20 protein-coding genes and 1 tRNA gene (1 of these 21 cut by a window edge) are annotated in these 20,917 nt (G+C 48.3%); 10 read left to right on the plus strand and 11 right to left on the minus strand.

Annotated elements, in window-relative coordinates; genetic code table 11:
• From ABWH99_RS08005 to ABWH99_RS08020, 4 genes are all read left to right on the plus strand, one after another.
• Positions 1–1,048, plus strand: partial view of an oxygenase MpaB family protein gene (locus ABWH99_RS08005; protein WP_375585763.1) — the 3' portion only. It extends 32 nt beyond the left edge of the window; only the last 1,048 of its 1,080 coding nucleotides appear in the window; its start codon lies beyond the left edge, outside the window; it ends in the stop codon at positions 1,046–1,048.
• Between the two features lie 149 nt (positions 1,049–1,197).
• Complete coding sequence (locus tag ABWH99_RS08010; protein WP_375585764.1) at positions 1,198–1,500, plus strand: DUF2752 domain-containing protein; 303 nt, start codon at positions 1,198–1,200, stop codon at positions 1,498–1,500.
• Positions 1,485–1,874 (plus strand): TM2 domain-containing protein, encoded by a 390-nt coding sequence (locus ABWH99_RS08015; protein WP_375585765.1) that lies wholly within the window; start codon positions 1,485–1,487, stop codon positions 1,872–1,874. Before ABWH99_RS08010 ends, ABWH99_RS08015 begins: the two co-directional genes overlap by 16 nt.
• The gene (locus tag ABWH99_RS08020) at positions 1,858–2,802 is read left to right on the plus strand and encodes a DUF4097 family beta strand repeat-containing protein (RefSeq protein WP_375585766.1); all 945 of its coding nucleotides are present in this window, start codon (positions 1,858–1,860) and stop codon (positions 2,800–2,802) included. Before ABWH99_RS08015 ends, ABWH99_RS08020 begins: the two co-directional genes overlap by 17 nt.
• A gap of 72 nt (positions 2,803–2,874) precedes the next feature.
• On the opposite strand, the gene ABWH99_RS08025 is transcribed toward ABWH99_RS08020, so the two are convergent.
• The 10 genes from ABWH99_RS08025 to ABWH99_RS08070 all read right to left on the minus strand — a co-directional run bounded on the left by ABWH99_RS08025 (position 2,875) and on the right by ABWH99_RS08070 (position 11,234).
• On the minus strand, positions 2,875–3,072 hold the full coding sequence (locus ABWH99_RS08025; protein ID WP_014020889.1) for a cold-shock protein: 198 nt from the start codon (positions 3,070–3,072) through the stop codon (positions 2,875–2,877).
• Between the two features lie 160 nt (positions 3,073–3,232).
• Positions 3,233–4,270 (minus strand): aspartate--ammonia ligase, encoded by a 1,038-nt coding sequence (gene asnA / locus ABWH99_RS08030; protein WP_375585767.1) that lies wholly within the window; start codon positions 4,268–4,270, stop codon positions 3,233–3,235.
• Positions 4,271–4,373: 103 nt separating this feature from the next.
• The gene (locus ABWH99_RS08035) at positions 4,374–5,525 is read right to left on the minus strand and encodes a lactonase family protein (RefSeq protein ID WP_375585768.1); all 1,152 of its coding nucleotides are present in this window, start codon (positions 5,523–5,525) and stop codon (positions 4,374–4,376) included.
• On the minus strand, positions 5,512–5,898 hold the full coding sequence (mnhG, locus tag ABWH99_RS08040; RefSeq protein WP_375585769.1) for a monovalent cation/H(+) antiporter subunit G: 387 nt from the start codon (positions 5,896–5,898) through the stop codon (positions 5,512–5,514). Before mnhG ends, ABWH99_RS08035 begins: the two co-directional genes overlap by 14 nt.
• On the minus strand, positions 5,891–6,166 hold the full coding sequence (locus ABWH99_RS08045; protein ID WP_375585770.1) for a cation:proton antiporter: 276 nt from the start codon (positions 6,164–6,166) through the stop codon (positions 5,891–5,893). The genes mnhG and ABWH99_RS08045 overlap by 8 nt, the downstream gene beginning before the upstream one ends.
• Positions 6,163–6,642, minus strand: a complete 480-nt coding sequence (locus tag ABWH99_RS08050; RefSeq protein WP_375585771.1) for a Na+/H+ antiporter subunit E — start codon at positions 6,640–6,642, stop codon at positions 6,163–6,165. Before ABWH99_RS08050 ends, ABWH99_RS08045 begins: the two co-directional genes overlap by 4 nt.
• 7 nt (positions 6,643–6,649) lie before the next feature.
• Complete coding sequence (locus tag ABWH99_RS08055; protein ID WP_375585772.1) at positions 6,650–8,161, minus strand: proton-conducting transporter membrane subunit; 1,512 nt, start codon at positions 8,159–8,161, stop codon at positions 6,650–6,652.
• Positions 8,158–8,511, minus strand: a complete 354-nt coding sequence (locus ABWH99_RS08060) for a Na+/H+ antiporter subunit C (RefSeq protein ID WP_375585773.1) — start codon at positions 8,509–8,511, stop codon at positions 8,158–8,160. The genes ABWH99_RS08055 and ABWH99_RS08060 overlap by 4 nt, the downstream gene beginning before the upstream one ends.
• Positions 8,512–8,513: 2 nt before the next feature.
• Positions 8,514–8,924 (minus strand): Na+/H+ antiporter subunit B, encoded by a 411-nt coding sequence (locus tag ABWH99_RS08065; RefSeq protein WP_375585774.1) that lies wholly within the window; start codon positions 8,922–8,924, stop codon positions 8,514–8,516.
• Positions 8,925–8,927: 3 nt separating this feature from the next.
• Complete coding sequence (locus ABWH99_RS08070; protein ID WP_375585775.1) at positions 8,928–11,234, minus strand: putative monovalent cation/H+ antiporter subunit A; 2,307 nt, start codon at positions 11,232–11,234, stop codon at positions 8,928–8,930.
• Between the two features lie 238 nt (positions 11,235–11,472).
• Here ABWH99_RS08070 and ABWH99_RS08075 point away from each other — a divergent pair, with 238 nt between their 5' ends.
• Positions 11,473–14,025, plus strand: coding sequence for a phosphoenolpyruvate carboxylase (locus tag ABWH99_RS08075; protein WP_375585776.1), 2,553 nt, complete (start codon positions 11,473–11,475; stop codon positions 14,023–14,025).
• A gap of 229 nt (positions 14,026–14,254) precedes the next feature.
• Here ABWH99_RS08075 and ABWH99_RS08080 read toward each other — a convergent pair.
• Positions 14,255–14,330: transfer RNA gene (locus ABWH99_RS08080), tRNA-Gly, on the minus strand.
• A gap of 101 nt (positions 14,331–14,431) precedes the next feature.
• Between ABWH99_RS08080 and ABWH99_RS08085 the strand changes: the two genes are divergently transcribed.
• The 5 genes from ABWH99_RS08085 to ABWH99_RS08105 all read left to right on the plus strand — a co-directional run bounded on the left by ABWH99_RS08085 (position 14,432) and on the right by ABWH99_RS08105 (position 20,774).
• On the plus strand, positions 14,432–14,851 hold the full coding sequence (locus ABWH99_RS08085) for a (deoxy)nucleoside triphosphate pyrophosphohydrolase (protein WP_375585777.1): 420 nt from the start codon (positions 14,432–14,434) through the stop codon (positions 14,849–14,851).
• A gap of 41 nt (positions 14,852–14,892) precedes the next feature.
• A complete protein-coding gene (locus ABWH99_RS08090; RefSeq protein ID WP_375585778.1) occupies positions 14,893–16,224 on the plus strand; it encodes a S8 family serine peptidase in 1,332 nt (443 codons plus the stop codon).
• A complete protein-coding gene (locus ABWH99_RS08095; RefSeq protein ID WP_375585779.1) occupies positions 16,221–16,454 on the plus strand; it encodes a hypothetical protein in 234 nt (77 codons plus the stop codon). Before ABWH99_RS08090 ends, ABWH99_RS08095 begins: the two co-directional genes overlap by 4 nt.
• 299 nt (positions 16,455–16,753) lie before the next feature.
• Positions 16,754–18,169 (plus strand): sulfatase, encoded by a 1,416-nt coding sequence (locus ABWH99_RS08100; protein WP_375585780.1) that lies wholly within the window; start codon positions 16,754–16,756, stop codon positions 18,167–18,169.
• Positions 18,170–18,179: 10 nt separating this feature from the next.
• Positions 18,180–20,774 (plus strand): family 16 glycoside hydrolase, encoded by a 2,595-nt coding sequence (locus ABWH99_RS08105; RefSeq protein ID WP_375585781.1) that lies wholly within the window; start codon positions 18,180–18,182, stop codon positions 20,772–20,774.
• Positions 20,775–20,917: the final 143 nt, after the last annotated feature.

Raw genomic sequence — 20,917 nt, forward strand, 5'->3', positions numbered from 1 at the left:
GCTGAATGCGCTACGCGACAGGCAGGACGAACTTGCCGATTTGGCCGCTGAAGACCTGGTACGCTATCCGGAGTGGGTTCCGGAAATTAATTCCTGGGAAAGCCTGCCGGAAACCTTGCCCGAAAAGTTTCCTTCTTCTCTCCTCCATTATTTTACATTTTTTTATCAGCCGCCTCCACCTGTAGATGCGGTGGGAATACGGCAAACCCAACTTTTTTTTGAAAAAAATTCCTCCCTGGTGCTATTACTTTTGGGATTTTATTCGCTTCCCTTTACTTATGCATTTGCCGATGGAGCAGAGGTTCTGGTTCGGTCCAAACGTATTCTGGAAAACCCGGGGAAGCGACTCGCGGAGACGGCTCTGTTTGTTATGGAATGCTATCGCCCGGATGCATTTTTGGTGGGTACTGGCGTGTTAGCGGTGATTGCAAAGGTTCGATTGATACATGCGCTATCCCGCCTATTTATTAGAAAATATTCTCCTGACTGGAACCCGGCTTGGGGAAAACCCATCAATCAAGAGGACATGTTAGCCACCAATCTTACTTTTAGTTTGTTGGTATGCAGAGGGATGGAACGTTCGGGTGTACGGGTTAGTCCCGACGAACGGGAAGGAATGTTGCGGTATTGGGGCTTGATAGGATATTACCTGGGGATAGATCCCTCCTTTTTGCCCAAAAGCAGTAAACAGGCATTTGAACTTGAGCGCTTGATTCGAAAGCGGCATTTGAAGGCCTCTCCCGCTGGAAAGAAATTGATGCAATCCTTGCTTAGCTATTATCGTCAGGAGATGCTTCGTCCTGAACTGTCCCCGTTTCTGGAAGCCATTCTTGCGCATTACCTGGGTCCGGAGATTGGAGGGGTACTTGGTATCCGTACTACCAGGCCGATTCCGGATAGGGTATTCTACATTTTACTAAGCAGTGGGGTTTTTGGATTGGGAAAAAGCCCTGCAAGTTTTCCGTTGTTGTACAAACAGTTTTTGATTGGAACTAAGAAATCGCTGGGTTCGGAACCTAGGATTGCCCTTCCTTCCCTGAGTCGATGATCGATTTGGGTTGACTGCCTGGAGCTGTTCGGATTGTTCGTTTTCGGACAAAAACCGTAGCGAAAGCGAACATGTTTTGCAGCAATGCCTTCTCTATACCCTTCAATCGCCTTTTTTAATACTGGCACTCTATTCGTATATTTTAGGGTATGATACGATTTCCTAGAGGTATTTTGGAATTCTTCACCTGGACTACTGCCTTGATTGGCTTGTTTTTTTTCGGTGCCATAGAGGAGCCGCATGCGGGACTTTGTCCGGTGGCGAACCTTGGTTTTACCTGGTGTCCGGGTTGTGGATTGGGAAGGTCCATCCACCTTCTCCTGCATGGAGAATTTCAAGCTTCATGGGCGATGCATCCGCTCGGGAGTTTTGCCCTAATGGTAATCGCCTTGCGGCAATTTGAATTACTTAACCTTATTAAAAAACAACTAAAATTATGGCAAACGTATTGAAGCACCTTCCGGAACTGGAAGGGATGGAATTGGGATACATTCAGGGTGTTCTGAAAGACATGGACGATGAACAGGCAGCGCTTTTTTCACAAGTTTACCGTGCAAGGCGCAAAGATAGTCAAATGATACTCATCTTAACCCTGATTGGTTTTTTCGGTTTTGCTGGTCTGCACCGGTTTATCCTAGGCCAAATTGGCTTGGGTATTTTGTATGTACTGACGCTAGGACTTTGTTTTATCGGCACCATCGTAGATTTGGTGAATTACAAGAGTCTGGCCTATGAATTTAACATCAAAATAGCTCACGAGACGCTTTCTCTAATGGCAATGAGTGCAGACATAAAAAAGGAGGACACCAATGAATCAAAGGAATAAGTTGCCCTTGCTCGTGGTGCTACTACTGCTGGCTGTTTCCTGTCATTCCCTACCCCGGGAGACCATTTCTGATATAGAGATTTCATTCGATGGGATTGAAAAAGTCCGGGTATCCGGAGGAGCGCTGGAGATCAGCTATACGGGTGGCGCGGAAACCGACAAGGTTTTCCTGAATGCTTTTGTAGAATCAACGGATCCTGGAATGGAAGGTGTTCGGTACAGGCAATCAGGAAATGAATTGATCGTGGAGTTTGAGACCGATTCGCACGGATCGTTTCTGTTCGGCAATCCCGTGGAAGGATTTATCAGTTTGAAAGGGCCTCGTAATGTGGCACTTGATATGCACAATTCCTCCGGAAAGATGGAAGTGTATCACGTAAAGAATGAATCCATTCTACTCAAAGCAAGTTCGGGGAAGGTGGAAGGAAGGGATCTGGAATCTCCAAATCTACGGGTTCAAATCTCCTCCGGACGTGTGGAATTGAAAGATATCCGTGGAAATCTTGACCTGGAACTATCCTCGGGAATGGCGTCGCTGGAAGGCATGAAAGGAGACGTGCAATTTCAGGGATCGAGCGGCTTGGTTCAACTGTCAGACGTGGAAGGAAAGGTGGCTGGAAAGATGAGTTCCGGAAAGGCGGATTTAAAGCGGATAGCCAATCTGGGAGAGATTTCGCTCACATCTGGAATGCTTCAGGCGGATAATTGCGGTCTCGGCGAGGATAGCTTTTTTTCGGCCTCTTCCGGATACATGAAGGTCAGCAGCAATGCCCGCCTAAGCGACTATAATTTTGATTTCAAAGTCGGAAGCGGTCGATTGAGTATTGGAGACCGGTCCAGCAGCGAAGATTTGTATATTGATCACGGAGCAAGGCAAACCATTAAAGGGAATGTTCAGTCCGGTCGCATGGTACTGGAGGGGTCCTGACCCTACAGGTACCCCAAAATGCAAAAAAGCAACCCGTATGGGTTGCTTTCTACAACTGATGTCAATGTTATGTTATGCGTTTACTACCTTCACATTCACTGCATTCAGACCTTTTCTTCCTTCTTTAAGATCGAAGGATACATCATCGTCTTCTCTGATTTCGTCAATTAGTCCAGAGACATGCACAAAATACTCTTTTGATGATTCGTCATCAATGATAAAACCGAATCCTTTGGATTCATTAAAAAATTTTACTTTTCCTGTGTTCATAATTGTAATTAATTGATTGTATTGATGGGAGTAAAGGTAAGGATTCTTTTTGCAAAAAAAACAGTTGTGGAAAATTATTTTTTGAAATTTAACGAATCCTTAAAATGCTATTTTAAATAAAATAAAGGTAGACTTTAAATTTAGCCGTTTTCCGGGGAAATTATTTCATTAATTCTATCCCTTGCTGACTGCATTTTTCGACTTCATCCGGAGGCCAAATACCCGATTGAACTTCGCCAATATGCTTTTTTCGCAATAAAAACATACAGGTTCGGGATTGCCCTATGCCCCCACCAATACTTTGCGGCAATTCTCCATTCAACAGCTTCTTATGGAAAAACAACTGTTTTCTTTCCTCCTGTCCGGAGAGGCGTAATTGCCTTTCCAGTGTTTTGGCATCTACCCGGATGCCCATGGAGGAGAGTTCGAAACTGTTTTCCAGCATCGGGTTCCACACCAATATATCGCCGTTGAGCCCTTTGTGCCCCTCTGAATTGTAGCTACTCCAGTCGTCATAGTCCGGTGCCCTGCCGTCGTGTTTCTCTCCATTGCTCAATACATCCCCTATTCCAATGAGGAATACCGCTTTGTGTTCTTTGCAGGCCTGATACTCCCGTTCTTTGGGCGATAAGTCCGGGTATTTTTGGAGAAGGGCCTCTGCCTGTATAAACGTGATTTTTTCCGGCAGGATGGGTTGGATTTGCGGGAACATAGCTGCGATGGATCTTTCCGCCCTCAGGAAAATGCCGTAAAGCGTTTTTACCGTGTTTTTTAGGTAGTCAAGCTGTCGGTTTTCCATGGAGATTTTCTGCTCCCAATCCCATTGATCCACGTAAAGCGAGTGCAGGGGGGAATAATCTTCGTCCGGGCGCAACGCACGCATATCGGTAAGGATTCCTTCCCCCTCTTCTGCCTCAAGTTCGGCCAGTTGCCAACGCTTCCATTTTGCCAGCGACTGAACCACCACGGCAGTTGCATCGGATTGATTTCGGATGGGGAATTTTACGGGTCGTTCGATGCCGTTTAAGTCATCGTTGATTCCTGTACCATCCATAATTGCCAGTGGGCAGGAAATTTTAATCAGGTTTAACCCTTCAGCCATTGCTACGGGAAACGTGGTTTTGATCAGGTCTATGGCCTTTTCTGTTTCCCGCCTATTCAATAAACTGCGGTACTTTTGCACATTCGTTGCGGTCATTTTAGTTGCGTTACAATTGGATTGTTTGGTCGACTAAGCCGAAATCGGCCCAATATTACGGAAAAGACTTGAGTCCCCGAACGGCAGCGGCGGAATCACGGATTCAAGGAAGGAAGTCTATATAAACGGGTTTGTGGACGTCAAGATACTCGCCAGTAGGGCTGATCTGGCCGCTATTCTCATCCCTTCGGAAGGACAGCAGGCGGTTTGAATTTTGGTTTCCAACGATCAGGTAGGCGCCATCGGGCGTAAGGTTGAAATTACGGGGCGCCTCCCCTTCGGAAGCCACAGTCTGTAGGTGTGTCAATCCGGCGGAAGAAACGCCGAATACGATTAGTTCGTTGGCATCTCCTCGGTTGGACACATAAAGGTGCTTTCCCTCAGGACTCAGGCGGACCTCTGCAGCCCCCACCTTTCCTTCAAACCCCTCGCGCAGCAGGGAATGGGTTTCCTGGTGCCGGAGCACTCCGTCCTCGTAGTGATATACGCCGATTTCTGCGGTAATTTCATGGACCAGGTACAAGAGATCTGCCGCTTCGTTGAAAACCATGTGCCGGGGACCGGCGCCCGGAGCTACCTTTAGCCGGAAGTGTGGCGTTACTTGTACGGGTTTCTCCGGATCGTTCGTAACGTTATATACCACCACTTCGTCGGTACCCAGATCGGCTACCAATAACCTCCCGTCTTTAGGATGAAACACGGTCGAATGTACGTGCGGCTGTTGTTGCCGGCGAGGGTGTGCGCTGCTACCCTCGTGCTGGATTACCTGAATGGCAGGTTCTAGATGCCCGTCGCCGCTCACCGGAATCACCGAAAAGTTTCCCTGGGAGTAGTTGCCGACGACCAGGAATTTTTCGCTTGGATCCAGACTGAGGTAGCAAGGGCCGTTCCCCATGGAAGAAACGGAATTGATTGCCGAAAAGCCGGTTTCAGTCAGTTGGAATGAACGGACTCTTCCGCCATCTGCCCCACTGTTTTCCTCCACGCAGAAAGCCAGGGTCTGCTTTTTATTTGCGATAAGGAACGAAGGGTTGCTTGGGTCGGAAGCAGTGGCACGCACCTCAAAGCCTCCTTTTTCCGGGCGGTAGTGCACCAAATGAATGCCTTGCTCAGGGAGTTCGGTGTAGGTTCCAAGTAGGAATGCATACGTAGTATCCATGTCGGTACGGGTTAGTTTGTCTGCTGATTTTTGGTTTGTTCCACATGCCAGGGAAAAAACAAGAACAAGCAGGATAATCCATCTATTTCGTTTCATTTTCTTTTTCAGCTGTTTCGAGATCACTCGCTAGTTCATGGCTTTTGGGATGGTATTTTCCTTTGAGATCATCGAGTTTTGAATGCTTCCATAGTTTGACACCGGTAAAATACGATGCTCTGCCTATCATATGGGCACCCACCGGGGCAGTAAGCAACATAAATAAAATGATGGCCAATACCCGGGAGGTAATGCCTACTTCGTTGAAATAAATGGCGGCGGCAATGAGAACCAAACCGATCCCCAGGGTCGCTGCCTTGGTCGTAACGGAGATTCGAAGGTACAGGTCCGGCATTCGCAATACGCCTACTGAGGCCAGCAAGATAAACAGTGCTCCGAGGGAGCTCAGTCCAAGGATCCAATATTCATTCATTTTTCTCTCGTTTTTCTAAGTAATAGGAAAAGGCTACGGTCCCCAGAAATGCGATTAGCGCCATAATCATCGCGATATCCAGGAAAGCCGGTTGATCGGTATGGATGCTGTAGATAGTGATGATCCCGATGCCGGTAGTAAGCAATAAGTCCAGGGATACTACCCTGTCGGAAAGTGTGGGTCCGATAATAAACCGGATAAATATCAGCAAGGTGGAAAATGCCAGTACGGGCAAAATAACCAGGTACAAATAGTCGTTTATAGTCATCGCAAAATCTCCAATAGCTTTCGTTCAAATCCGTTTTTTATATCCGCGATAAAAGCATCCCTATCATTGACATACATGGCGTGTACATACAGTACTTTTCGATCGTCGGATACATCCAGGCTTAGTGTGCCGGGAGTGAGGGAAATCAAATTCGCCAAAAGGGTAATTTCCAGATCAGACGCTGCGGTAAGCGGTATTTTGATGATTCCAGGCTTCATGTAGTAACTGGGTGTCACCACGTCAAACGCTACCTGTAGGTTGGCTTTTATCAGTTCATAGAGGAAGAAAAAAATAAAAGAGATAACCTTCGGTCCCCGGTAAAAATACTTGTTGTCAGTCCGATTGGTGGAGATAAGCCACAGCGTGAAAAAGCTGAGAACAAACCCAAACACAAAATTCACGAAGGAAAAAGTGCCGGTCACCGCCAGCCAGATAAAAGAGAGCAATAGATTACTAAGAAACCTGGTTGTTATCATTGTTTTTTTAGTTAGCACCCAACACGGCTTGGATATAGGGGGAAGGGTCCATTAGATTTTCAGCGATGCGCAGCGCCAATTGCATCACCCACTCTGCACCAAATCCAATGGCCAACGATAGCACGGATAAAAAAACCATCGATGCCAGCATGGCTTGTCTTTTCAGAGGTTTTAACTCATCAAAATATTTGATATGCGGTTTTTTTGGTAAATCCTGTGCGTCTTTCCAGAATACCTCTGCCCACAGTCTTGCAATGACGAATAAGGTAAGGAAACTTCCCAACAGTATAAAGACAATCATCAAAATATTGCTTTGGTCCATGGCACCTTGTATCAGCAGTAGTTTACCCCAAAAACCCGAAAGCGGCGGAATGCCAACCAGGGAAAACAAAGGGATAGCCATCAGCAGACTCAGCACGGGTTGCTCTTTGTAAAAGCCCCCCAACAGGCGCATGGAATAAGTGCCCCTGAATTTGAAAATGATCCCGCTAACCAAGAATAGGTTGGTTTTAACCACAATGTCGTGCACCAGATAGAAAATAGCTCCGCCAAGGGCAACCGTACTGTAAATACCAAGTCCCGCCAACATGAAGCCAATGTGGCAAATGATGAGATAGCTGAAAACCTTTCGGATATTATTTTGCATGAATGCACCAAAACCACCCGACAAGATGGTTAGTAACGCCATCCCGGTAATGAGATTGGTAAGAAAATCATCCGGAATAAATATCAACGTGAATACCCTCAGCATGGCATATACGCCGACTTTGGTAAGTAGTCCACCAAAAATCGCCGAAATAGCCGGAGGAGGCGTATGATACGATGCGGGAAGCCAAAAATACAACGGGAAAACAGCCGATTTTATCCCAAAACCAACCAAAAACAAGATCGCGGTGACATTCACCAGGCCCCGGTTCGATACATTTGCCACCTGCAGCGAAAGATCGGCCATGTTCAGGCTGCCGGTCAGGCCGTAAAGAATGGCGATAGCAGTTAAAAACACCACAGAGGCCAGGAGATTCATGGCTACATATTTGATAGCTCCCTCCAGTTGGGCTTTTTCTCCACCGATCGTGATAAGCACGAAGGAGGAAATAATGATGATTTCAAACCAGACATAGAGATTGAAAATGTCTCCGGTCAAAAAAGCACCACTCAGTCCCATTATTAGTAAATGCATGATGGGGAAATACCCGAACTTTATCCGCGCATTGCGCACACTTCCGACAGAAAACACGCTGACGGCCAATCCGGAAATGGCTGTCAATACCACCAAAAGGGCACTGAGCGCATCGGCTACGAAGGTGATTCCAAAGGGAGCGATCCAGCCGCCTGCCTGCATGGTCTGTATGCCTTCCCGATGGACCTTTACCAAAAGGGCCAGGCTTATCAGCAGGGCTAGCAGCGATCCCACTACAGAAATGAGCTTTTGTAGGTTTTTTCTGTTCCAGGAAAACATCAAGGTCACCGCAACAAAAAGCTGGAATAATACCGGTAAAACAATGTATGGATTGCTCATAAATCTTCGTCGGTTGCGTTCATTTCGTCCAGATCGTCTGTTTTTACTACTTTATAGGCTCTTTTTATGAGGATAATGGCGAAAGCCTGCAGACCGAAGCTGATGACAATAGCGGTCAGAATCAGGGCTTGGGGTACCGGGTCGGCATAGATTTCTCCCAACATCTTTTCGGTAGAACCAATGATGGGGGGCTCACCTTTTACAATTTTACCCAATAGGAAAATGAGTAAATTCGCCCCGTTTCCCAACAAAATCAGACCAATGATTAATTTGACCAAACTTCGCCGAAGCATCATGTAAATGCCCGCCGCATACAATAAGCCGATGATGATTACCAGTAGTATTTCCATGCCTACAAGCCTTCAGAGATGGTGAAAATAATGGTAAGGGTAACTCCGATAACGACCAAATACACGCCGGTATCAAAAAACAAAGCGGTTCCCACTGACCCGATAACGGGTACCGGCTGATCCATCCACAAGCCGGTCATGAACGTTTCCCCGAGAAATAAAGGCAGGGAACCGGCAAGCAGTGCCAGTGCCAAACCAACCGGCATTAGAAAGCCCGGATGAAATTTGACAATTTTTTTGGTGTGCTCCACCCCGTTGGCGAACGAATGAATCACAAATGCCGTAGATGCCATCAGTCCTCCCACAAAGCCACCTCCGGGAAGGTAATGCCCCCGAAGCAAAATAAAAACCGAAAAAAGTAACAGCAAAGGAAGCAGGTAAACGGAGGCTGTTTTGAATATGATTGTCTTCATGAATTATTCTTTTTCAGTGCTTCTAAGATGCAGTTTCAGCAAACCAAATACACCAATCGCGGCAATGGCCAGTACGGTGATTTCCACCATGGTGTCAAATCCCCTGAAATCCACCAAAATAACGTTTACTACATTTTTACCTTTTCCGAGGACGTACGCATTTTCCGCATAATAGGCAGAAGTTTCCTTGCTGATAGATTCGTTCATGACTTCAATGGCAAGTATGCTGATCAACGCGCCAAAGATCAGCGAGAGCAAACCATCTCGAATACGAACCCGGTTATCGGATAATTTGAGGTATTTTGGCAGGTTGTACAAGACCAGTACAAACAAGATGACCGTCAAGGTATCAATGGAGAACTGCGTCATGGCCAGGTCCGGGGCCGAATAGAAAAGGAAGACGAGGCAAAACGAATATCCCACCACTCCCAGAGAAGCTACTGCCACCAGTCTGGAATTGGAAAACACGGTGAAAAAGATGGCCACGCCCATAATCAGCAAGACGACTGCCTCGTAAAAGGTAACCTGCGTCATGCTTTCAGTGTCGATGTACAATTCCACTCCCACAAACAAGCGATAAGCCAACAATAAGGAAAGAAAACCTAGAATGGTAATCAGGTAATACCGAAGGTATCCGTTTTGAAAAAAACGGGTCCACCCTTTTGCCAGCCTGCTGAAAACACCCGTAATCCCGGTGATAAGGGCCTGTGGAGAAATCCGTTCAAAACGAGTGGCTTTTTTCAATAGCTTTTCGGAGGGCTTCAGCAAGAGGTACAGGAGGGCCCCTGAGCCAATGGTCACCCCGCTTAATAGAAGAATAAGATTGAATCCATGCCAGAGCTGCAGGTGAAAATCCGGCCTGGTACCAATCAGGCTTGCAACTGCCGGTTGTATAAGGCCCCCTTCAAGCATGCCCGGAAACAGCCCGTATAGCATACCCAGGATACCCAGAATTAACGGGGGTAGGTACATGGCCGGGGCGGGGAGATGCACCGCTGCGTACCGTTCCGGTAATTTTCCGATAAACGGTTTGATACCCGCGAAAAAACCCGCGACCAACAGAGCCACATTGGTCAGAATAGCCAAAAAAGTAAACAGCCAGGCCAGGTCGCCCATGCCTAAGGTGGCTCCATAGATAAGGTCCTTTCCTACAAACCCAAAGGTCGGTGGTATGCCGGCATTGGATAAAGCGGCGAGCAGTGCAGCGATTCCTACGGGCATAAGTACCTTCCGCAGCCCACTCAGCTGGGAAACATCACGTGTTCCGGTTTCGTGATCGATGATACCCGTGACCAGGAACAGGGTGGCTTTGTAGAGGGCGTGGACCAGGATGAATACGGATGCCGCCAAAAGGGCTTCATGGGTACCCAACCCTATCAGAAAGACCAGGATACCCAACGCAGAAATGGTCGAATAGGCCAATATCCCCTTTAAATCGATTCGGAAGAGCGAATGGATTGCCGCGTAGACCATGGTTATTCCCCCAATGATAATTAATGGTCCATTCCACCATTCGTGGTTACCCAGAATGGGTGTAAATCGTGCCAAAAGATACACCCCGGCTTTTACCATGGTGGCGGAATGCAGGTACGTAGATACGGGAGTAGGGGCCTTCATGGCTCCTGGCAGCCAGAAGTGAAAGGGAAATTGGGCGGATTTGGTAAATGCCGCTAGAAATAAGAAAAGCAACACCCACCCGTATAGCGAATCATTTTTGATGTATTCGCTCATGGAGATCATTTCGGAAATCTGATACGCTTTCGTGATGTGCCCCAGTCCTACCATGGCCGCCAGAAGAAATAATCCTCCAAATCCCGTAACTCCCAGCGCCGTCAATGCCGATTTTCTGGAAGCGTCACTTTCGTTATTGAATCCAATGAGGAAAAACGAACTGATGCTGGTAAGCTCCCAAAAAAGGAATAAGGTGTAAATGTTATCAGAAAGAACCAAGCCTAGCATAGAGGCCATGAAAAGAGAAAGATAGGCATAAAACCGGTTCAGGTAGGGATGGCCTTTCAGGTAGGCAGCAGTGTAGACAAAAACGAGGGTACCCACACCGCTGATCAATAGAACAAACAACAGCGACAGACCGTCCAGATTAAAATCAAGATTGATTCCGATGGAGGGCACCCATTCGTAGCTCATCTTAATTGGCCCTCCTTGCTTGATTAGGCTGAGCCTGGAAAGAAAATACCCGAACAGACTAAGCGGCAAAAGGGCGACCCACAACGAGGACGTTGATTTTAGTCGTCCTAAAATAAAAGGGATCAATAAAGCAAAGATAAATCCCGAGATCACTGCGGTTAACATCTGCGCTGGTTTAGAAGGTGGTTTTAGAAAGCTAAAATACAAAAAATATTCGATGGGAAGGTCCGGCGGCGGCAGATTCTACGAACGGCAATACGGCCGTTTGAGTAATCCGCTGAGGCTAAGTTATATAACCGTGAAAGCTTATCCTCCGGGCAAAAATTCGGTCGGGAGTGGTGCAAAGAAGGAAAAAAATGTGCATTTTTGAGTACTACGAATCCGTATAATTAACCAAATTATCATGGCAAACATCTACGAAACTGAAGTCGCTAAGCGCTTTACGATTTATAACAGTTTATTTTTAGATCTTCCTTTTGACCAAATATACCGAACCGGCACCCTGCTGCCTATATTGTCTGAAGCGTGTCAAAGTGGATTTCAAAAAAACCAATCGCCTAAAGAAATTATTCAGCAGTTCTTTGAGGAACTGATGGGGGATAAACCCGAAAAAGACCGGCACGACCTCCTGTTTAAAATGGTGCAATACATCGAACGGCAGGTGGTTTTATTTGATTCCATAGAAGATGCGGCGTACGAAAAATTCAACGATATCAAAGGGAAGGGTACCATGACGGCGCTTATCGCCAGAGCCGATAATGACCACAAAAAGAAGGAGTTAATTGAGAAATTAAAGAATTTCTCGGTTCGGTTGACCCTAACTGCCCACCCCACCCAGTTCTATCCCGGAAATGTGTTGGCAATTATAACGGATTTGGAACAGGCCATAAGGAAAAACGACCTCGGCGACATCGATTTATTGCTAAGGCAATTGGGGAAAACGGCATTTATCAACAAAGAGAAGCCATCTCCATACGAAGAAGCCGTAAGCCTGACATGGTTTCTGGAATACGTCTTTTACCCCAGTATTTCGGATATCATGATCCGCATTCTCAATCAATTAGGGATCCAATTGCACGATTGGGAAAACCCCAATCTACTAAAAGTAGGCTTCTGGCCAGGGGGAGACCGGGATGGTAATCCGTACGTGACCCATGACATCACCAAGAAAGTGGCCGATAAATTGCAAAACAGCATTCTGAAATGCTATTATCGGGACATTCGTAAAATCAGACGCCGACTTACCTTTTCCAATGTGGAAACGCACTTGATCGCTGCCGAGCGAGGGATATACAACACACTCTTTGGCGTCAGTGGAGAGGTGTTTCATTCCAAAGACGATCTTTTGGAAGTCCTTTACAAAGCCAGAAAGGGAATCATTGAAGATCATGGCGGCCTTTCCCTGGAACTACTGGATGAATTCATCCTCAAAGTTCGTGTATTTGGTTTTCATTTTGCCAGCATGGATGTACGACAGGACAGCAGGAAACACGACAGCTTGTGGGACGCCATTATCGCTGCCAGCGAAGGAGAATCGGCACTCGCTGCCTACCACGAGGGCGATGAAGAAAGCAAAATCAAAAAAATACTGGCCACCGATAAATTGCCAGCCATAGATACCCTGGACGATTCCTTCCATCGGGAAATGTTGCAAAGCATTGAGTCCATCGCCTATATTCAGAAAGGAAACGGTCCCATGGGATGCCACCGGTACATCATTTCAAACAACCAGTCCGCCTTGCACGTGTTGGAAGTATTCCAGCTCAACAAGTTGCTTTTGGCAAGGGGGGGCGATTTGTTTTTGGATATTGTTCCCCTTTTTGAAACCATTGACGATTTGGCGGCAGCGCCGGGTGTGATGAAATCGCTGTACCATAATCCGGTGTATCGGGAGCATCTGACCCACCGAGGAAACAAGCAGACGATCATGCTGGGCTTTTCCGATGGAACCAAAGATGGCGGGTACATTCGGGCCAACTGGTCGATTTTGCGGGCCAAAGAAGAATTGACCCGTGTGGCCAGGGAAGAAGGGATTGATGTGATTTTCTTTGACGGCAGAGGGGGACCACCGGCACGAGGTGGTGGAAATACTCATAATTTCTATGCCTCACTGGGTCCGAATGTGGAAAACAGAGAAATCCAGATCACCATTCAAGGGCAAACGATCAGTGCCAACTACGGCAAGCCGGTGAGTTGTTCCTATAACCTGGAACAACTGCTGAGTGCCGGGATGGAAAGCCACCTTTACCCTTCGAGTGAAAATAGCCTGACCGAAACCCAAAAGGAATTGATCGAGGAAATGGCCGGGATCAGTTACCACGCCTACAAGGAGCTCAAAAACCATCCCCAATTCGTCCCTTACCTGGAAAAAGTTACGCCGCTCAAATTCTTTGGGATGACAAATATAGGTTCCCGACCGGTGAAAAGGAGCAAGGGAGGCAGCATGAAGTTCGAAGACCTGCGGGCCATTCCCTTCGTCGGTGCCTGGGCTCAGATGAAGCAGAATATTCCGGGTTTCTTTGGTGTAGGAAAGGCCATCCAGGAGATGGAAAAGCGGGGAAAAATGAAGGATGTGCAGCAGCTGTACAAAGACTCCTTGTTTTTCCGTTCCCTGTTGGGCAATTCCATGCAATCGCTGGCAAAGGCCTTCTATCCTGCCACGGCTTACCTCAAGGACGACGAGCAGTTCGGCGGATTTTGGGAGTTGATGTACGGAGAATACCAGCTTTCTTACGAAAAGATCCTGCAAGTTGCTGGCATGGAGAGCTTGCTTGAAGATAGCCCGCTGAGCAAGGATTCCATTGGAATTCGCGAACGGATTGTACTCCCGCTGATTACCATCCAGCAATATGCCATTCAGACGATTTTGGAACAAGGGAAGGAGGATACAGCGTTGCAAAAACTAATCCTACGCACCATGTTTGGTATCATCAATGCGGCTCGAAACGCAGCCTGATAGGATAGGGTATTTCTTTCCTATAATAAAGCCTCCGGTACTAGCGTTACCGGGGGCTTTTTTGTGTGATGGGCAATTGTCGGGAAGCTTTTATGGGGCCTGCGATTGATTTGAGCCCTACCGATGCCTGTCAGAACCGATTAGACTAGGGTATTTTACCCTATTTTTTTTACTGTGGGTGACTTGATTTTGATGGGGGGTGGCAAAAAAACCGGTGCCAGGAGAGGTGTGGAGCGGGTGATCGGGTTCGAACCGACGGCCTTCAGCTTGGGAAGCTGACGCTCTGCCAACTGAGCTACACCCGCAAGTGGACCAACGAAAATAATACTTTTTTTACATTTTTATCGGGCGACACAAAAAATCGGAATATTTTTTTTCACCTACCGATCGTCACCTATCTTCGGGCATGTTATTGGTTACTTGTGCAGTCATTTACAATTCCCAGGCCGAAGTTCTTGCGGTGCAACGATCCGAAACGATGCCCATGCCTTTGAAGTGGGAATTTCCCGGCGGGAAGGTAGAGGCGGGTGAAACCGAGAAAGAGGCCCTGATACGCGAAATTTGTGAGGAGCTTGAGATGACTATTGTTCCCGAAAAGCGCATGCAGCCCGTATACCACCGATACGAGACTACTTCCATTTACCTGGTTCCCTACCTGGCAAGGGTGGGGAATGAATTTCCACAGTTGACCGAACACCGGGCATTCCGCTGGATGCCTCTAAAACGCCTGTGGGAGCTGGACTGGGCAGAAGCCGATTTGCCTGTCGTTCAGCAAATACAGCGAGGGGGCTTTGGTTTTTTTGGTGAAAAAAGCGTACCTTTTTAAGGAGTATACTCTTATTAACAACTAACTGAAGCCGACCGTCCATGGATCCCTACACTACCTTCCAGGTCCCCTCGGGGGACCGACCAAAGTACACCGGAAAAAAGCTGGTGATGCTCTCACCAGGAGCCAGTATGAAAAACATTGACGAGGAGGCAAAGGAAGCCGCGCTGCGGCTGGCCCCTTCTGGTGCCTATCGAAAACACGAAGAAGATTACCTGAAAGCTTTCGAAGAAGGGGATGGGATCGTATTCGAAAAATTTGGTGTCGCCGTCATCAATGCCAATAACGACGAGCAAATCAAGTCGCTGGTGTACGCCCGCAGCAGCTTTCAATACGAAGAACCCGAACGCTACCTCTATGCTCTGGACGGCCCGAAAAGTAGAAATTTTGCGCAGGTCCTTTGGCAATTGTTGTGTCGCCTTTTTGGCCGAAAAAGCGATCCTCCCGTCCCCGGGCCCAGCCCCGATCCTGTGGACCCACTGCCGGTTTTTGAAAATAACGACGAGGCGTATTGGGGACTGCACGCCCTGGCAGCCTTAGACAACACGTACACCGGTAAGGGTGTAAAACTGGCAGTGCTGGATACGGGCATGTACCAGGCACATCCTGACTTTGCCGGAAGAAATGTGGTGTCGAAATCATTTATTCCGGGGGAACCTGTTGAGGACACCAACGGGCACGGCACGCATTGCGCAGGGATCGCGGTAGGAGGACGGCGGGGAGGTACCGGCGCCCGTTACGGCGCCGCATCTGAGGCGGATCTGTACGTGGCCAAGGTGCTTTCAAACGAAGGGGTCGGTAGCGATAGTGGGATACTCGCAGGTATGGAATGGGCGGTAAACGAAGGATGCAAGGTAATCTCCATGTCACTGGGGGCCTCGGTAGAGGAAAATACCCGGTATTCGTCCATCTACAACGAGCTTGCAGGAAAGGCCATGGACATGGGAACGCTGATTATTGCCGCTGCGGGAAACGATAGCCGGCGCCGACAAGGGTTGATTCGTCCCGTGAATCATCCGGCCAATTGTCCGAACATCCTGGCGGTAGGGGCGCTCGATCGGCGTTCTCAGGTGGCCGACTTTTCCTGTGGCGGACTGAACGCAGATGGAGGATTAGTGGATATTGCCGGCCCAGGCGTTGAGATTTTTAGTTCATGGAAGCTGCCCCAGGAATACGCCATTTTAAGTGGGACCAGCATGGCGACGCCGTTTGTTGCCGGGGTAGCAGCACAGTTCTTGGAGGCCTTTCCCGAGATCACAGCCCGGGAACTATGGGATAAACTTCTCGCGCAGGCAAGACCGGTACCTTTGCCCAGCCGTGATGTTGGGATCGGTCTGGTTCAATCACCACAGGAAGTCTTAGAGCCGTCATGAAACGAAATTTTATTGCTTCCATAGAGCCGGGCTTGGAGTCGGAAATTGAGCGGATCGCAAAAGGACTTCAGGAAAAAGGGTGTACCATTCATCGGATTTTGAAGCTTTCCGGTGTGATCAGTGGTTGTAGCTCCGGTAAGGAAAAAAACTTGCAGGAACTAAAAATTAACGGTATTCGCCATATCGAAGAAGACCGGCAAGTCCGTGCGCTCGGGGCTGATGGGGATTAGGTAACCGTGGTTTTCCGGACGGTGGAGAGGTACCCTATATGAATTTCTGAAATCCTTGGGACGAACAGGAAAATTCGTGCAAGTCCGAAAAATCATCCGAACCGATGGATAAGAAATCCGTGTTACCGGGTATTTGTCCCTTTGTAATCGGATTGCTTTTGTCCGGGCAGCTCGTTTGGATTTGGAAATTAGCCTCCAGTAGTCTTACTTTTAGCTGAGTTTGGTTCGCTCTATCAAAAACGCGGCAACCGGAATGGCTCCTGCGGGACGCTTTTTGACGAACCCAACCCATCCGTTGAATGAAAACATCATTTAGTAAACTCGTAATTATAGGTGTATATGTATGGAAAGGTGTAAATTTTTGGTATTTCTTTACTTTTTCCGAAGTAGTGGCACAAGGAAGTCCGGATCGGCCCAACATTGTTCTGATTTTGGCAGACGACCTGGGATGGAGTGATCTGGGTTGCTATGGGAGCCCATACTACGAAACTCCCAACATTGACCGGCTTGCTGCGCAGGGGTTACGTTTCACCGATGCTTATTCTTCGGCTCCGGTTTGCGCACCTACACGGGCAGCCTTGATGACCGGCAAGTCCCCCGGCCAACTGCGGCTTACGGCGGTTTTTGACCGTGATTTTGAAGAGATGCCATTGTTGCCTCCAGATTGGACCAAGCAGCTTCCGGTAGAAGAAGTCACGCTGGCGGAACGCTTGAAGGAAATCGGATACACCACGGCCATCATGGGGAAATGGCACCTGGGCAAAACAGAGGAGTTTTGGCCGGAAAATCAAGGTTTCGACCGAAATGTGGGGGCTTGGGAGTCCGGAAGGCCTGCTTCGTACTTTCCCCCCTACGAAAATCCCAAAATTTTGAACGAATTACCAGGCGAGTACCTGACGGATCGCATAGCCCGGGAAGCGATCGGTTTTATACAAGATAACCGGGATCGTCCCTTTTTTCTGTACCTGCCCTTTTATTCTCCCCATTTACCCCTGGAAGCGCCGGAGGAAACCATTGCCTATTTTCGGGAAAAGGAGCCATACAGAGAACAAAATAATCCAACCTATGCAGCCATGGTCGCTCGGCTGGATCGGGCAGTGGGGCGTGTACTAAAAACGTTGGATTCCTTGGAGCTTGCAGACAAAACCCTGGTGGTTTTTACCTCCGATAATGGAGGGGTTCTTTCGCTCTCCGAAACGCATGTAACGGACAACCATCCGCTTCGCGCAGAGAAATTTCTACTCTACGAAGGAGGCATTCGCGTGCCGTTGATTGTGCGGTGGCCCGGCGTCGTTCCGGAGCAGACAAAGACCTCTCAGTTGGCGATTACTCACGATTTGGTACCCACGCTATTGAGCGCAGTGGGCAGTCCACTCTTTGACAGTCGAATCGAGGGTATGGATCTGCTTTCTGTCTTTAAATGGGGAGAGGCGGCGAAATTCAACCGGGTACTTACCTGGCATTATCCCCATTACATGCCTCGGCAGGAAATGAAGCCCTCGAGTGCCGTTCGCGTCGGGGATATGAAACTTATTCATTGGCACGAAAGCCATAAATTGGAGCTGTACGACCTGGCCAAGGATATTGGTGAAAGCCAAAATTTAGCGGAACAACTGCCGGGCCTGGCGAAATCCCTATATTCTTATCTGGATGATTGGCGAATGAGAAGAGGCGTGCAAATGCCTGTTCCCAATCCTTCTTTCGTAGAAAAATAATGCATACACGATGATTAACCTCAGACTATTGATGTTGTCTCTAGCCATACTGGTACCCGCATTGACAATTCAGGCGCAAGACCGTACCTCCGCGGGAAAATTTATCGTTGAACCGTCCACGCTACGCTGTCTGGGTTTCGAATGGTATATTTCGGGTGATGCGAATAGGAACGCAAGAGTAGCCGTTCAGTATCGGGAGAAAGGGGCAGGCGAATGGAAAAATGCCTTGCCACTTTTACGGATAGGCAACGAAAAAGCGGGAACCCCGGAATGGCAGTACACCACAGAGAACATGTTTGCTGGTAGTATCCTGGATCTCGCACCGGATACCGCTTACGAGTGCAAATTTGTCCTAACGGACTCCGATGGGGTAGAAGGAGTATCAGAGATCGTACGGGAAGTGCGTACGCGAAAGGAGCCCCTGGCATACGAAGGAGGGGAAGTCCGGCACGTGTATCCAAAAGATTGGGCAGGAGAACGCATCGAACCCTCCTACGATGGGTTATTGCACGCCTATTACGGTTACCCCCGGTATGCGGACTGGGTGCTTACTACGGATCCGGTGGTTGCCGGAGATAAAATCATCGTTCATGCCGGAGAATACAAGGCAGACTACAAAAATTACCGGGACTACCACGGGCTTACTTTTGATGGGACCTATTTTCTTACCCAGGACGGAACGGCGGAGCGACCGATCGTTATCCAGGCGGCAGGAGATGGCGAAGTTGTTTTTGACGGCAATGGGAGCGGGGTATTGATTGATGTTACGGCTGCAGACTATCACTATTTCGAGGGCATTTCCTTTCAAAATACGGAAGTAGCCATACGAGCCGGCTTGATGAATGCCTACGGATGCTCGGGGTTAACTGTGAAGCATTGCTCATTTCTGGATATCGGCATCGGCATTCAGGGTCAATTCGAAGGTTCTCGCCATTTTTACATAGCCGATAATACCTTTATCGGTAGGGAAGACCGGGATATCGTTTACCATAGCAAGTTGGAAGAGGGTAAATCGACCCAGCGAATCAAGTCCTACTACGCGGTAAAAGTTCACGGGCAGGGCCATACGGTTTGCTACAATAGCGTCGCCTATTTTTTTGATGGGATTGATATTTGTACACATGCCAGGCCCGAAACAGACCCTGAAAAGAAAGCGGTTGCCATCGATTTTTACAACAACGACCTTTTTTTATACAACGATAATTTTATCGAAGCTGACGGGGGCAACCACAATATTCGTGTGTTTCGAAATCGTGGCATCAATTCGGGACAACAGGCGTTGTCGAACCAGCCTGTGTTGGGAGGTCCGGTCTATTGGATACGAAACGTGGTATACAACAGCGGCAATGCTTCCACATTTAAGTTTTGGGGAATGTTTCCCTCAGGGATGCTGATGTACCACAATACTTCTTCGGGGATTTTTACCCGGGATGATAAACCGGGATCAAACGTACATGCAAGAAATAACCTGTTTTTACCTTCGGACGACGCGGATCTGCCCACCTTGGGGCTGTACACGTACACAGGGTATTCCTCTCTTGATTACAATGGGTACCGGAAACGGGATCCCTTTATAGGGTATGCCGCACCGAAGGCGGGCGAACGATACGATTATTCCGGAGAAAATACCGCCGAACGGTACCAAAGCTTGGAAGCCTTTCAGCAAATGACCGGGCAGGAGCGTCACGGTATGGTAGTGGATTACGATATTTTCAAGAACGCGGCAGCTCCACGGTTTAAAGCATTCAATGCGCAAAACAAGGCTCTGGGTAATGCCTATCCCATTTATACGGCAGAAGACTTCGACTTCACGCTCAAGGAGGGGGCCTCCGTGATTGATCAGGGCGTACATCTGCCTGGAATCAACGACGACTATACCGGGGAAGCTCCCGACCTGGGTGCCTATGAGTTTGGGAAAGAAGTCCCGCACTACGGACCGAGAAAACCCTCGCATTCCAGGTCCAATACCCTGTCCTTCTGGGAAAAGGAGGAAGGATGGCAATTGCTTTTTGATGGAAGATCGACACATGGATGGACCGGCTACAACCTCGACTCCATTACGCCCAACTGGTCCGTAATGGAGGGTGAATTCCGTGCCGATGGATCGACCGGTGACATCGTTTCGGATCTTCCCTTTCGTGATTTCGAGCTAATTTTCGAATGGAAGATTTCAAAAGGAGGAAATAGCGGCGTTTTTTTTCATGTAAACGAAGGAAAGAACTACCAGAAGGTGTGGGAAACCGGTATCGAAATGCAGCTCATGGACAACGAACATAATCCCCTGGCCAGGGACCCGGCCAAGGGAGCGGCCTCCCTGTATGCCCTCTATGCGCCGAACAAAAGGGTGGTCACAAAATTTGGCGAGTGGAACGAATCAGTCCTTACCGTTAATAATGGACAGGTGGAATACTGGCTAAACGGGGAAAAAGTGAATACCTACCAACTATGGACGGAAAAGTGGTATGCGGACCGTGAGAAAGGGATACACAACAGCCGCCGAAAACCCGATTGGGGCGAGCAAAAAAGTGGGCGCATCGCGTTGCAGGACGAAGGATTTGAGGTCGCGTTTCGTAGCATTAAAGTCCGCTCACTATCCACCGATTGATGTACGGCAAGTGGGCCTTTGCCCCCTCGGCATGCACGCGCCGCATTCGCTGGCTTTTTTTTAGAGAAGGCCCGGCAGTTTCTGCTGGCAATGTTTGAGAGTAAGCAGGAAAGGAGGGCTGGCTTAGCATTCCCCATCCGTCC

This window comes from Cyclobacterium xiamenense (genome assembly GCF_042140265.1).
Classification (GTDB): Bacteria; Bacteroidota; Bacteroidia; order Cytophagales; family Cyclobacteriaceae; genus Cyclobacterium; species Cyclobacterium xiamenense_A.

Bases quoted from the DNA above. Each gene is read 5' to 3' on its own strand.
- ABWH99_RS08010 (WP_375585764.1), top strand. From the start codon at position 1,198: ATGATACGATTTCCTAGAGGTATTTTGGAATTCTTCACCTGGACTACT.
- ABWH99_RS08015 (WP_375585765.1), top strand. From the start codon at position 1,485: ATGGCAAACGTATTGAAGCACCTTCCGGAACTGGAAGGGATGGAATTG.
- ABWH99_RS08020 (WP_375585766.1), top strand. From the start codon at position 1,858: ATGAATCAAAGGAATAAGTTGCCCTTGCTCGTGGTGCTACTACTGCTG.
- ABWH99_RS08025 (WP_014020889.1), bottom strand. From the start codon at position 3,072: ATGAACACAGGAAAAGTAAAATTTTTTAATGAATCCAAAGGATTCGGT.
- asnA (WP_375585767.1), bottom strand. From the start codon at position 4,270: ATGACCGCAACGAATGTGCAAAAGTACCGCAGTTTATTGAATAGGCGG.
- ABWH99_RS08035 (WP_375585768.1), bottom strand. From the start codon at position 5,525: ATGAAACGAAATAGATGGATTATCCTGCTTGTTCTTGTTTTTTCCCTG.
- mnhG (WP_375585769.1), bottom strand. From the start codon at position 5,898: ATGAATGAATATTGGATCCTTGGACTGAGCTCCCTCGGAGCACTGTTT.
- ABWH99_RS08045 (WP_375585770.1), bottom strand. From the start codon at position 6,166: ATGACTATAAACGACTATTTGTACCTGGTTATTTTGCCCGTACTGGCA.
- ABWH99_RS08050 (WP_375585771.1), bottom strand. From the start codon at position 6,642: ATGATAACAACCAGGTTTCTTAGTAATCTATTGCTCTCTTTTATCTGG.
- ABWH99_RS08055 (WP_375585772.1), bottom strand. From the start codon at position 8,161: ATGAGCAATCCATACATTGTTTTACCGGTATTATTCCAGCTTTTTGTT.
- ABWH99_RS08060 (WP_375585773.1), bottom strand. From the start codon at position 8,511: ATGGAAATACTACTGGTAATCATCATCGGCTTATTGTATGCGGCGGGC.
- ABWH99_RS08065 (WP_375585774.1), bottom strand. From the start codon at position 8,924: ATGAAGACAATCATATTCAAAACAGCCTCCGTTTACCTGCTTCCTTTG.
- ABWH99_RS08070 (WP_375585775.1), bottom strand. From the start codon at position 11,234: ATGTTAACCGCAGTGATCTCGGGATTTATCTTTGCTTTATTGATCCCT.
- ABWH99_RS08075 (WP_375585776.1), top strand. From the start codon at position 11,473: ATGGCAAACATCTACGAAACTGAAGTCGCTAAGCGCTTTACGATTTAT.
- ABWH99_RS08085 (WP_375585777.1), top strand. From the start codon at position 14,432: ATGTTATTGGTTACTTGTGCAGTCATTTACAATTCCCAGGCCGAAGTT.
- ABWH99_RS08090 (WP_375585778.1), top strand. From the start codon at position 14,893: ATGGATCCCTACACTACCTTCCAGGTCCCCTCGGGGGACCGACCAAAG.
- ABWH99_RS08095 (WP_375585779.1), top strand. From the start codon at position 16,221: ATGAAACGAAATTTTATTGCTTCCATAGAGCCGGGCTTGGAGTCGGAA.
- ABWH99_RS08100 (WP_375585780.1), top strand. From the start codon at position 16,754: ATGAAAACATCATTTAGTAAACTCGTAATTATAGGTGTATATGTATGG.
- ABWH99_RS08105 (WP_375585781.1), top strand. From the start codon at position 18,180: ATGATTAACCTCAGACTATTGATGTTGTCTCTAGCCATACTGGTACCC.